The following is a 14,083-nucleotide window of genomic DNA, read 5'->3' on the forward strand; positions in this document are numbered from 1 at the left end:
CATATCCAATATATTATAATGAAAAAGAAAGCTCTATTTATAGACCGTGATGGGACATTGGTTATAGAACCACCGATAGATTATCAACTGGATAGCCTCGATAAACTTGAGTTTTATCCAAAGGTTTTTCGTAACCTTTATTTTATCGGAAAGAATCTCGATTTTGAATTTGTGATGGTTACTAATCAAGATGGATTGGGTACTCCATCTTTTCCCGAGGATACATTCTGGCCGGCACATAACAAAATGCTTAAGACGCTGGAAGGAGAAGGGATCGTATTTGATGATATCCTTATTGATAAAAGTTTCCCTGAAGATAATGCCCCAACACGAAAACCTCGTACAGGTATGTTAGGCAAATATATGACAGGGGATTACGATCTTGAACGTTCCTTTGTGATTGGAGACAGGCAAACAGATGTTGAGCTAGCAAAAAATCTAGGTTGTAAAGCTATCTTTATGCAAGATGAATTTGTTTTACCTGATGAGCTAAAGGATATATGTGTACTTCAAACTACCGATTGGGATGTCATCTCTGAGTTTTTGTTTGCCGGAGAGCGCAAAGCAGAGGTAAAAAGAACGACCAAAGAAACAGATATATATATTGCACTCAATCTGGACGGAAAAGGGCATTGTCAGATATCTACAGGTTTAGGCTTTTTCGATCATATGCTTGAGCAAATAGGAAAACATTCGGGGATGGATCTTACCATACAGGTAAAAGGAGATCTGCATGTAGATGAGCATCATACAATAGAAGATACCGCTATTGCTTTAGGTGAAGCGATATATAAGGCATTAGGAGATAAAAGAGGTATAGAACGTTATGGCTATAGCTTGCCTATGGATGATTGTTTGTGTTCCGTTGCGCTTGACTTTGGAGGTCGGGCTTGGTTGGTTTGGGATGCAGAGTTTCATCGTGAGAAAGTAGGAGATATGCCTACCGAAATGTTCCTACACTTTTTTAAATCTTTAAGCGACTCGGCGAAAATGAACCTCAATATAAAGGCAGAAGGCGCGAATGAGCATCACAAAATAGAAGGTATTTTTAAGGCGTTGGCCAGAGCTTTGAAGATGGCGAAAAAGAGAGATATCTTCAATTACGAACTACCTTCTACCAAAGGGGTGATTTGACTATTTAATGTGAAATTGATGCAATAAATAAAGCAAGAGCCTGTTTTTAAAGGTACATTAACTACTCATTTTTCATTTTTTGTGTAAGTTTGCACCAATGAAAAAATATACAGTATTTCTTTTCTTATTTCTTTTCGCTTCTCTTGTTGCGGAAGCACAAAACAAGAAAGCTTTACAGTCTCCCGCAATAGTGGAGAAAGCGGATTCTATATCTGCAAGTCTTGGTAAATTGCCTCCGAGTGGACGAAAAATAGATACAGTAAAAGTTGAAGTTCCTAATATATATGTGTGGAAAATAACACCACGTTTGGGAGAACGTATATTTATTCCTCGCGATTCGGCTGTAATAGATTTTCATAAAAGTATGTTAGTGGATGGAAAAGGTGTAGCTATTGGCTATTTGGGTAATGTAGGCTCTCCTTTACAATCTAAAATATTTTTTGAACGTCCGGAACCTTCCCGTTTTATTTTTCAAGATCCGGTGCGTGCATGGCGAAAAGGGCCGGAGGATCAGATATTCTATAATACAAAAGTGCCTTACTCTGAGATTAAATATCAAAGTGGGGGTGGAGGTGAAAGCGCTGAAAATCGTTTTCAGGGAGAGATATCCATGAATATGGGTAAAAAGCTGAATGTCGGTTTTGATTTTGACTATATATATTCTCGTGGATTTTACAACTCTTTGTCAAATAAAGGAGTAAGTTATGACTTATATGCCAGTTATATAGGTGATAAGTATAAAATGCATGCTTACTTCCAAAATAATAATTTTACTATTATTGAGAATGGAGGGATATCCGATACATTGTATATTTCAAACCCTGACCATCCCAATGTAGTCAATAATGGAAACTTCAAAGGGAGTTCGTTGGATATTCCTACACGAATGCAGGATACTTGGAACAGACTCAGAGGTCGTAATCTGTATGTAACTAACAGATATGATCTGGGTGATGATACAGAAACATATCCTGTAAATGACAGCGTGATGGGAACACGGAAAAAGAAGGACTATGTTTCGTTAGCAAGTGTGATCTTTACAACGCACTATACAGATCAACGTCGCAGATTTAATTCAAACTATAGTAATATCGCGAATGTATATACCCCACAGCTTTGGAATGGGGAGAAGGGCTGGACTACTCTTTCGGATCCGAAGTATGAGGCGAATATTGATGACTATATGTCATATTATTCTTTCAAGAATACATTGGCGTTGGCGATGAATGAAGGCTTCCGAAAATGGACGAAATTTGGTTTAACAGCCTTCATTGAGCATGATCTGCGTAAATATTCCATGCCTTTTTTAGGTATCGAGGAATCAGGGACTATGTATGGTCTTCCCGGTGCATCGATGAAGGAAAGTGAATATTCATTGCTTGTAGGAGGAGTATTAACGAAGGAGAAGGGGAAGTTTTTAAGATATAGGGCTACAGCCGAAAAAGATTTACATAATAGTGATTACAGGCTTGAAGGAGAAATTACTACTCGATTGAACTTCAGAAATAAAGACTTTTCGGTAAAAGCCAATGCTTATATAAAGAATATAAGCCCAAGTTTTTTTCAGAACAATTTTTCATCTAAGTATTGGAACTGGAAGGATATGGGTTTGAAAGATACCCGTCGTGTTTATATAGGCGGCGAGATTGTTTTTCCAGAACTGTCATTTTCTCAGACTCGGATAAGTGGAGGTGTTGAAAATATAACAGGTTTGATATATTATAATCAGGAAAAGAGAATAGCTCAAAGTAATGAAGGGATACAAGTGATAGCTTTACGCCTCGATCAGAATTTCAGATCCGGGATTTTTCACTGGGATAATCAGGCTGTATATCAATACACCAAGAGTGAAGAAGCTTTGCCTTTACCTCAATGGAGTTTGTACTCGAATATATACCTGACTACTAAACTGGCTAAAGTATTAACTCTACAGTTGGGGGCAGATGCTTATATTCATGCAAAATATCATATGCCGGGCTATGAACCTTTGACTATGCAGTTCTATAATCAACAAGATATGAAACTCGGAGAGTTTCCTGTTGTAAGTGCTTATCTGAACCTTCATCTAAAATATACTCGCTTTTTTGTTATGATGTATAATGTAGCAGAAGGGATGTTTGGTGCGGAATCATTCTCTTTATATCGTTATCCGGTAAACCCTCGGGTTTTAAAATTAGGAATTTCATGGCAATTCAATAATTAGTAAAATTATGAAGAATAAGGCTTTCTTATCGGTTCCCATAATTGTTATTATTCTGATTATTGTTTGGATTTTTATACGGAATAATACTACAGGTAATGATTTTCGTGACTACCCTCAAATTCAGCACGAAGGAGTACTTCGCGTAGTTACAGACTATAACTCTGTTGGTTATTTTGTTTTAGGGGATACGATTGCAGGCTTCAATCACGATCTTATTGAATTATTACAGAAGAATATTCCTTTAAAAATAGATATCCAGCTAGAATCCAGTATAGATAAAAGTATGGATGGATTGAGAACCGGAAAGTACGATATTGTGGCTAGGAATATACCTGTTACTTCAGAGTTGCGCGACTCTGTAAATTTCACAGAAGCCATTGCTCAGAACAGACAGGTGTTGATTCAACGTAAAAAAAAGTATAATGATAATATAGAGCCGATTAGAAGTCATTTAGACTTGGCGAAGAAAACGCTTTATGTTCCTGCTAAGTCTCCGGTTATCCTTCGGATACAAAACTTGGCGCATGAAATAGGGGACACAATATATATAAAGGAAGATCCGGCCTATGGTTCTGAGCAGTTGGCTATGATGGTAGCATCAGGAGATATCGATTTTGCAGTTTGTGACGAAAAGGTAGCAGCTAATATTGCCAAAACATCGCCCGAAATAGATTATTCTACTTTTGTAGGGTTTACTCATTTAGAGGCCTGGGCTGTGAGGAAAAGCTCTCCTGTCTTGCTTGATTCTCTGAATGTTTGGATCAGCCGTATAAAGGGGACGGAAGCATATAATAAAATATACAAAAAATACTATAATTGAGTTTTTTAGCGCTATTTTAGTAGAACTAATAGAGTTTGTTATTCATCATTGAAAAATACACCATGCGAATATAAAATTTTTCTGCATTTTTATATGCTGTTTCAAGAAAAATGATTAAAATTGCTAAGTGGACTTTGCAATGACATAAAAAAAAGTTACCTTCGTCGGGGTTTTAAGGAGTATCGAGTGGAATCTTTTTTTCGGACACATAAGTATTTAGTTGAACATCTTTTCGAAGATGCAACTCCCAGGCTGTTAATGCAACAGATTGACTGGTCGCGCCGTTTGATTGGAATCAAGGGGGCGAGAGGTGTCGGGAAAACTACATTCCTTCTGCAATATGCTAAAGAGTTCTTTGAGCTAGACAAACGAGACTGTTTATATATCAATATGAATCAGTTTTATTTTACAGTCAGAACAATCTTTAGTTTTGCAAAAGAGTTTGTAGAAAAAGGAGGTAAGACGCTTCTACTCGATCAGGTATATAAGTATCCGGGGTGGTCTAAAGAATTGAGAGAATGTTACGAATGCCTTCCTCAACTGAAGATCGTATTTACAGGTTCTACTGTAAACAAGCTCGGAGAAGATGCAGAACTGGCATCTATTGTAGATGTATATAATCTGAGAGGTTTTTCCTATCGGGAATTCTTAAATATTCAATTTGGAAAGAATTTCAAACCTTATGGTTTGGATGACATAATAAATAATCACCGTGAAATAGCTGAGGATATATTCTCAGAGATCAACCCTTTAGAACATCTATGGGGTTATATACATCACGGTTATTATCCGTTTTTTCTTGAAAAAAGAAATTTTTCGGAAAATTTACTCAAAACGGTAAATATGATGTTGGAGGTAGATGTGTTGTCTATCAAACAAATAGAAATGTCTTATTTGCCCAAATTAAGAAAATTGCTGTATCTATTGTCTTTGTCTGCACCGGGCAAACCCAATATCAGCCAATTGAGTACCGACTGTGAGATATCCAGAGCTACAGTGACTAATTATCTGGAATATTTGCGTAGTGCCAGACTGATAAATATGCTTTATAGAGAAGGAGAAGAGTTTCCCAAGAAACCCGATATGGTCTATATGCATAATACGAATCTGATTTTCCCTCTGAAAATATCAGATGTAAATGATCAGGAGCTGCGTGAAACATTTTTCTACAATCAGGTACATCACAGCGATAGCAAATTGAAGAAAGGAGCTAAAAGCGGAATGTTTATTGTCGAAAATGATGACAAGAAATATAAATTTAAGATAGATGGTCAAAAAACCAGAGGCAAACATAAACCGGAGATGATTTACGTAATAGCGAATCTAGAGAGGGGTGATAGGAATATTATTCCTTTATGGCTGTTTGGTTTTTTATATTAAAAGAATAAGGAGCTGATAATTTAAAAGTTGTCAACTTAGCCAAATCAAAAAAATGTAAACTAAAAAAAGATAATCAACTATTAAAAAGTATGGCTAAACAAAAAAAATTCATTACATGTGATGGAAATCAGGCCGCAGCACATATTTCTTATATGTTCAGCGAAGTGGCTTCGATATATCCAATCACACCATCATCAACTATGGCAGAGTATGTTGATGAATGGGCAGCAGCCGGACGCAAAAATATATTCGGCGAAATCCTCAGAGTGCAGGAAATGCAGTCGGAGGCTGGTGCTGCTGGTGCAGTTCACGGATCATTACAGGCTGGAGCTCTAACAACTACTTATACGGCATCGCAGGGATTGTTGTTGATGATCCCTAATATGTACAAAATAGCAGGAGAGTTACTCCCTAGCGTTTTCCACGTATCGGCACGTGCTTTGGCGGCACAGGCTTTGTCTATCTTTGGAGACCATCAGGATGTCATGGCAGCTCGTCAGACCGGGTTTGCTATGTTCTTCTCGGGCTCGGTACAAGAAGTTATGGACTTGTCTGCTGTTCCTCACTTGGCAACTCTCGAGTCTCGTATTCCTTTTATGAACATTTTTGATGGATTCCGTACATCTCACGAAATACAGAAAGTGGAAGAAATGAGTCAGGATGACTTAATTCCTCTTGTTAACCAAGAGGCTCTTAAAGGATTCCGTGATAGAGCATTGAATCCAGAAAATCCTGTAACTCGCGGTACTGCCCAGAATGATGATATTTATTTCCAATCGCGTGAAGCTGCTAATAAATTCTATGATGCAGTACCTGCTATTGTTGAAAAATATTTAGAAGAAATCAATAAGATTACAGGACGCAAATACGGCTTGTTTGATTATTACGGAGCTGAAGATGCTGACCGTGTGATTATAGCTATGGGTTCGGTAACAGAAGCAATTAAAGAAACTGTAGACTTCTTGAATGCCAAAGGAGAGAAAGTCGGCTTAGTAGCAGTTCACCTTTATCGTCCATTCAAAGCTGAAGCTTTCCTTTCTGCAGTTCCTAAAACTGCAACAAGAATAGCTGTACTTGACCGTACAAAAGAACCGGGAGCTCTTGGACAGCCATTGTATATGGATGTAAAAGACTGTTTCTTCGGTAAAGCTGATGCCCCTACAATTGTTGGCGGTATTTATGGACTTTCTTCTAAAGATACTACTCCTGCTCAGATTATGTCTGTGTACGAAAATCTGGCGATGAACCTACCTAAGAACGATTTTACAATCGGTATCGTAGATGATGTTACATTCAAATCATTACCTCTTAAAGAAGAAGTTTCTGTAGATGATACTACTTATGAAGCTAAATTCTATGGTTTAGGATCGGATGGTACAGTAGGTGCAAACAAAAATACAGTTAAGATTATCGGTGACAATACCAATAAATATTGTCAGGCTTATTTTGCATACGACTCTAAAAAATCAGGAGGATTTACAGCATCGCATCTTCGCTTTGGTGATAATCCTATCCGTTCTACATATTTGGTAAATACTCCAAACTTTGTAGCATGTCACGTTCCTGCTTATTTGCATTTGTATGATGTAACTAAAGGATTGAAGAAAAACGGAACATTCCTTCTCAACTCTGTATGGAGCAAAGAAGAAGTAGGGAACTACCTTCCTGATAATGTGAAAAAATATCTTGCAGTCAACAATATCAATTTCTATATCATCAACGCAACTCAGATTGCAACAGAAATTGGTCTTGGAGGCCGTACAAATACAATCCTTCAATCAGCATTCTTTAAGATTTCGAATGTAATCCCTTACGATTTGGCTGTAGAACAAATGAAGAAATTCATTGTGAAATCATACGGACGTAAAGGTGAAGACGTTATCAATAAGAATTATGCTGCGGTTGATCGTGGTATCGAACTCGAAAAAGTTGAGGTTCCGGCAGAATGGGCAAATATCGTAATTGGTAAAGCTGAAGAAGATGATGCTCCTGAGTTTATCAAAAACGTAGTTCGTCCAATAAATGCACAACGTGGTTACGATCTTCCTGTATCTGTTTTCGTAGGTCGCGAAGATGGTACATGGGATCATGGTACTACAGAGTATGAAAAACGCGGTGTTGCTGCTTTTGTACCTGTATGGGATGCCGAAAACTGTATACAGTGTAACCAGTGTGCTTATGTTTGTCCTCATGCTACTATACGTCCGTTTGTTTTGGACGCAGAAGAGCAGGCTCAAGTTCCAGGCGATGTTACTTTGTTGAAAGCACAGGGTAAACAATTTGATGGTATGGGCTTCCGTATTCAAGTGGATGTGCTAGACTGCCTTGGTTGCGGTAACTGTGCTGATATCTGTCCGGGTAAGAAAGGAAACTCTGCTCTTACAATGGTTGAGATCGGATCACAATTCCCTGAGCAAGACAATTGGGATTTCATGGTCAAGAATGTAACAAGCAAGGCTCACCTTGTTGATACTAAATTGAATGTGAAGAACTCTCAATTTGCAACTCCGCTGTTTGAGTTCTCGGGTGCATGTTCTGGTTGTGGAGAAACTCCATATATCAAACTTGTAACTCAGTTGTTTGGCGATCGTATGTTAATTGCCAACGCTACAGGTTGTACATCAATATATGGTGGTTCAGCTCCATCTACTCCATACCGTAAGAATGAAGAAGGTAAAGGACCGGCATGGGCTAATTCACTATTCGAAGATAATGCAGAATATGGTCTTGGTTTTGCCTTGGCTAATATTACTATGCGCAACAGACTCGAAAAACTGATGAATCAAGCTCAGGATTGCGATAAATGTTCACCTGAAATAAAAGCTCTATACAAAGAATGGGTAGAAAATAAAGATGAGGCTGACAAGACAAAAGAACTTACAGCTGCAATGTTACCATTACTGGAAGTAGAGAAAGATAAATGTGACTACTGCAAAGAGATATATTCATTGAAACAATATCTAATCAAGCGTTCTATCTGGATATTTGGTGGTGACGGTTGGGCATATGATATAGGTTTCGGTGGATTGGATCATGTATTGGCTACAGGCGAAGATATCAATATTCTGGTATTGGATACAGAGGTGTACTCTAATACAGGAGGCCAGTCTTCTAAATCTACTCCGATAGCAGCGGTTGCTAAATTTGCTGCAGCAGGAAAGAAGATTCGCAAGAAAGACCTTGGTATGATAGCTACTACATACGGTTATGTATATGTAGCACAGATTGCTATGGGTGCTAACCAAGGACAATGTCTGAAAGCGATCAAAGAAGCTGAAGAATATAAAGGCCCATCATTAGTTATTGCATACTCTCCTTGTATCAGCCATGGTCTGAGAAAAGGAATGGGACATGCACAGGATGAAGAGAAAGCAGCAGTTGCTTGCGGATACTGGCATCTATGGCGCTACAACCCGATGTTGGAAGAGGAAGGCAAAAATCCATTTACAATGGATAGCAAAGAGCCTGACTGGTCTAAATTCCAAGCGTTCTTAGGTAACGAGGTTCGCTATACATCTCTACAAAAATCAAATCCTTCTGAAGCTTCTGAACTATATGAAGCAGCACAGAACAATGCGATGTGGAGATATAATAGTTATCAGCGTTTAGCTAATAGCAGTTTTGGCAAATTTGACGAGACAAAAGAACTGTAAAATTAATAAATATTATCGATGAGAGGGGAGCCTGGAAAGGCTTCCCTTTTATGTTTTTAAAAACACGCAAAATCCAATCGTTTATTGAGTTAAGTTATTATTTGATAAGAAAATAAATAAATATTAAAAAAAAATATTATCTTTGCCACACTTGATATATCGTTACTATAACTGTTACAAAACAAATGAACAAAAAAACTTTACTGACTTCACTGCTATTGGTCTGTGTATCAATAGTTTCTTATGCTCAACGTCAAAGCTCAGAGCAATATTCAGTTCCTTCGAGGAATGAATATTTGTTAAAAGATCCAGTGTGGTTCATATCCATTGGAGGTGGTGCCCAATTATATGTGGGTGAGGATGATAATGGTGTTCCGTGGAATAGGACATCGTTTTCTAGTAGATTAACCTTTGCTCCAACACTTTCCGTTGGCCGTAGAATGAGTACATTGATTACTCTACGAGCTCAAATATCAGGAGGAAGCATACATGGCTTCAATGATGGTTGGAGCGGAACTTACGATAGATGGTGGAAAGATGGAACGAATGGCGAAGGGTTAAAAATGTTAACTAAAGATCCCGCCTGGGATTATATGGGTTGGATTGAAGGTGTTGATTATGAGTATAGTGCTGTTGATGAGAGTGGAGTGCCTGTTTGGCATCCTACAAAATATCAACCAAACGAACAATATTATATGCAACATTTACGTTATATGAGTATAACTGGAGATGTGCAGTTAAATTTTCTTAATCTTATAAATGGATATAAGCCGGAACGTAAATTTGAAATAAATCCTTTTGTCGGTTTAGGTTTGTATCAGCGCTTTGCTCATAGAGGGAATCTTCAGGGTACCTTCGTTGGTGGAAGCGGCGGTTTGAACTTAGGCTTTAATTTAACTCGTAACTGGCAAATATTTGGAGAGGGAAGAGTCGTTTTACTTAGTGATACCTTTGATGGACAAAAAGGAGATAAAAGTAATAATGGGCTAGCTCAGGCAACGCTAGGTGTAACCTATAAGTTCACAAATCCAAAATATATTGACCCTGCTATTGAAACTCGTTTACGTTTACCTTACAATATAGCCCGTGCCTGTGACAATATGGTTCTTGTTCCGGGAGGTAATATAGAGTTAGGGACAGGTATTGATCCTTTATGGGGAGATGAAGTACCTCGTAAACTTGTTGCTGTCAGCCCATTTTGGATGGATGAAACCGAAGTTACAAATAAGCAGTATCGTGAGTTTGTATATTGGGTGCGTGACTCTATTATAAGAGAACGTTTGGCAGATCCGGCGTATGGAGGAGACCCAACGTTTAAAGTTTTAGTAAGACCTGAAGATCGGAACAGTGCTGTTGGGCAGCGTTTAAACTGGAGTAAGCCAATTCCTTGGAAAAATCCAACTCAACGCGAACAGGCTGCTATAAACAGTGTGATAGGAGGAAATCCTTTTGCTGCGGATAAATCCGGATTGATAAATACTGCTTTGAATTTTAAATATGACTGGTTTGACGTAAAAAGTTATAATGCGTTTTTGGCAAAACTAAAAGAAGGCGATGCACGTTCTATAGTTATATCCAAGGATACAGCTTATGTAAATCAAAGAGGTGATATTATTCGCGAAACGTTAGCAAGATCATCGCACGGAGATAAGATTGATTTTACAAATACATATATTGTAAATGTTTACCCTGATGTGATGGCATGGATGACAGATTTTGCTAATGCTAAGAGTGAACAATATGTAGGCAAATATTTTAATGATAAGGCTTATAATAATCATCCTGTGGTAGGTGTATCGTGGGAACAAGCCGATGCTTATTGTGCATGGCGTACAGATCGCTATTTGGCTGAAAAGAAGTGTAGCTTAGACGGTTTCGAAGGGTATCGTTTGCCTACAGAAGCCGAATGGGAATTTGCTGCAAGAAACGGACGTTCGGAGTTGATTTATCCGTGGTATTCGGATAAAACGCATACAACCGATGGGCTGGCTCATGCTAACTTCAGAGCATCAAAAGATTTGAAAGACTTAATGTCCCCTGTAGCAAGCTTCTTGCCTAATCGTTTTGGACTTTACGATATGGCGGGTAATGCGGCAGAATGGACAACTACAACATTTACGGAATCTGTAGACCGTATGGCTGATGAGGCTAATCCTGATTTCAGCTATAGAGCAGTACTTGCAGACCCAAGAGTGTTGAAACGTAAAATTGTAAAAGGAGGTTCATGGAAAGACTCTACGGTTAAATCCGGAGATCGTTCTGTTGAATTTCAAGATAAAGGCCGTTCATTCATTGGTTTCAGATGTGTAAGAACATGGAGCTTTGATGAAAGGGGTAAATTCTATTAAAAAATAATTTTTAAGAGAGCTCTCAAAATGGGAAAAGCGTGGCATAGTTTTAGGCGATTTATTGCAAGTAGAAGAGGACAGACAGTGTTTAATATTCTTTATAGTTGGGGTGCTGCTGTAGTCATCCTGGGGGCAATGTTTAAAATTATGCATGTACCGGCAGGGAACATCGTTCTGATGATCGGAATGATTGTCGAAGTTATTGTTTTTATTGCCGCAGGGTTCGACTACTCATCTCCATCGAGTGATGAGGTCGGAGCAAATGCTTTATCCGGAGTAATAGTAAGTGGTGGGGTTGGATATGACGAATCCCCTTCTAATATAAAACTAGCAGAGGCAAGGAAATCCGGAGATTCTATAAAATCCTCCGGAGTTTCCGGCTCTTCGGTCGTTGTTCTTGGCGGTTCGGGTGGAAATGGAGTAACAACTGTTTCTGGCAGTGGAACATCTTCATCATCGCCTACAGGACAACCTTCTGCTGCTCGTACAAGTTCGGCAGATTATGGACAGAGCGCAGCAGATACAGCTCAGAATTTAGAAGAATTCTCCACTACAATTAACTCGTTGAATGAGGCTTCTCAAAAACTATTGAAAGCATATAATCAAATCACCGAAACAAATGGTTTTGTAGACAATCTGACTACATTAAATCAGAATGTGAGTGGTTTGAACGATGTATTTAATGCACAATTACAGACTATAACTGAACAAATGTCGGCTATCAGATATATTAATGACAGTTTGGCTAGGATGAAGAATTTATATGATGGAGCTATTGGTGATAGTTACATGTTCAGAGAAGAGTCTGCGAAAATGACCAAACACATTGAGGCTTTGAACAATGTATATGCTCGTTTATTACAAGCTATGACAACGAATAACAATCCAAACCAACCTAAATTCTAAGATAATCGGAGAAATAAAAAAACAGAATTAGAAACCTAAAGAAGAGAATATAAGATGGCTTTAAGTAAAGGGCAATTGACTAGGCAGAAGATGATTAATCTCATGTATCTGGTGTTTATTGCGATGCTGGCTCTAAATGTTTCTACCGAGGTATTGGATGGATTTGTGATGATTAACGATAATATTCAAGAATCTATTGTTGTCACAGATGAAAGAAATAAACAGATATACGCAGATATAGCTGCTTCTTATGAGACTAACAGAGACAAAACTCAGGACTCATATAATAGGGCACAAAGTGTAAAGGCTAAGACCGATTCTATTTTCGATTATTTGCAGTATCTAAAACTGGAAATTGCAAAAAAGACAGATGGAGCCGATGCTGATATAAATAATTTGAAATCGAAAGATAATCTCGATGCTTCTTCCGAAGTAATGATTTCACCGGTGGGTGGTCAGGGAAAGAAGCTGAAAAAAATATTAGACACGTATCGGGAAGCTATGGTGGCACAGATTCCTGACGAGAGCAAACGTAAGATTGTAAGCAGTACTTTATCTACAGAACCTTCTGCAAGAGCGAAGAAGGATCATAAAGATTGGATAACTTCGTCTTTTGACGGTATGCCAAGTATTGCTGTGCTGACTTTCCTTTCAGAATTGCAAATGAATGTGAAGCAGGCCGAGGGTGAAGTTCTGAATGATCTTGCTAAAAATATCGACTTGAAAGATATTCGTGTGAATGAACTGAGTGCCTTTGTTGTTCCGCAATCAAATATGGTGATGAAAGGTGTACCTTACAAAGCCAATATTATAATGGCGGCGGTAGATACAACACAACGACCCCGTATTGTTGTAAATGGTAAAGAGTTACCATCCGAAAAAAATGGTTTGTATGAAGTTGGTACAGGAGCTTCCGGTACATATAAATTCGATGGATTTATCGAGCTTATGGATAGGAGTGGATTGCCTGTAAGACGTAATTTCTCTCAGGAATATACAGTAATGGAACCTATGGCCACAGTAGCGCCATTCTGGATGGACGTTCTATATGCCGGGGTTCAGAATATGTTGACTATTGCTGTGCCGGGTGTAGCCAGTCAGGACGTACAGGCTACAGTGGTAAGTGGGGGAACATTAACTCCTTCGGGCAAAGATTGGGTTGCAGTGCCTTCCCCATCTCAGATAGGTCAGAAGTTTATAATTTCTGTATCTGCAAAGGTGAATGGTACACAACAATTCATAGCAAGGAAAGAGTTGAGGATCCGTCCGTTACCGGAACCATTAGCGTTTATCCCATATACAGATCAGAACGGTGCACCGAAAGTATTTAGAAAAGGAGTTATAGCCAGATCTATACTACTGGGCACACAGGGTATAAAAGCTTCTATCGATGATGGTATTCTGAATATTCCATTTCAGATTTTGAGCTTCAGAACAATGTCTGTGGACGCTATGGGAAATGTAACTCCTGAAATGTCAAATGGTGCGAATTTCTCATCTCGTCAGATAGAGCAAATGCGAAGAATGACTAGAGGTACAATTTTAATAATATCAGGAATAAAAGCCAAGGGCCCCGATGGTATAGAAAGAGATTTATACCCAATGGAAGTAAGAATTAATTAATTAACACAAAATACAC

8 protein-coding genes are annotated in these 14,083 nt (G+C 38.4%); all 8 read left to right on the forward strand.

Annotation, left to right across the window (positions count from 1 at the left end; genetic code table 11):
* Positions 1-18: 18 nt before the first annotated feature.
* The 8 genes from hisB (at position 19) to porM (ending at position 14,067) form a co-directional block, all read left to right on the forward strand.
* Entirely contained in the window at positions 19-1,134 is a 1,116-nt protein-coding gene (gene hisB / locus E4T88_RS02095; protein WP_135103822.1) for a bifunctional histidinol-phosphatase/imidazoleglycerol-phosphate dehydratase HisB, read from the forward strand.
* A gap of 97 nt (positions 1,135-1,231) precedes the next feature.
* Entirely contained in the window at positions 1,232-3,337 is a 2,106-nt protein-coding gene (locus E4T88_RS02100) for a putative porin (protein ID WP_135103823.1), read from the forward strand.
* A 7-nt stretch (positions 3,338-3,344) separates the two neighbouring features.
* Positions 3,345-4,157 (forward strand): transporter substrate-binding domain-containing protein, encoded by an 813-nt coding sequence (locus tag E4T88_RS02105; protein ID WP_135103824.1) that lies wholly within the window; start codon positions 3,345-3,347, stop codon positions 4,155-4,157.
* A 186-nt stretch (positions 4,158-4,343) separates the two neighbouring features.
* The gene (locus E4T88_RS02110) at positions 4,344-5,537 is read left to right on the forward strand and encodes an AAA family ATPase (RefSeq protein ID WP_185146718.1); all 1,194 of its coding nucleotides are present in this window, start codon (positions 4,344-4,346) and stop codon (positions 5,535-5,537) included.
* 89 nt (positions 5,538-5,626) lie between these two features.
* Positions 5,627-9,190, forward strand: coding sequence for a pyruvate:ferredoxin (flavodoxin) oxidoreductase (gene nifJ / locus E4T88_RS02115; protein WP_135103826.1), 3,564 nt, complete (start codon positions 5,627-5,629; stop codon positions 9,188-9,190).
* A gap of 185 nt (positions 9,191-9,375) precedes the next feature.
* The gene (gene porK / locus E4T88_RS02120) at positions 9,376-11,538 is read left to right on the forward strand and encodes a T9SS ring complex lipoprotein PorK/GldK (RefSeq protein WP_135103827.1); all 2,163 of its coding nucleotides are present in this window, start codon (positions 9,376-9,378) and stop codon (positions 11,536-11,538) included.
* Positions 11,539-11,565: 27 nt separating this feature from the next.
* A complete protein-coding gene (gene porL, locus E4T88_RS02125) occupies positions 11,566-12,444 on the forward strand; it encodes a type IX secretion system motor protein PorL/GldL (protein ID WP_135103828.1) in 879 nt (292 codons plus the stop codon).
* Between the two features lie 54 nt (positions 12,445-12,498).
* On the forward strand, positions 12,499-14,067 hold the full coding sequence (gene porM / locus E4T88_RS02130; RefSeq protein ID WP_135103829.1) for a type IX secretion system motor protein PorM/GldM: 1,569 nt from the start codon (positions 12,499-12,501) through the stop codon (positions 14,065-14,067).
* The last annotated feature ends 16 nt before the right edge of the window (positions 14,068-14,083 follow it).

Source organism: Dysgonomonas mossii (assembly GCF_004569505.1).
Taxonomy (GTDB): domain Bacteria; phylum Bacteroidota; class Bacteroidia; order Bacteroidales; family Dysgonomonadaceae; genus Dysgonomonas.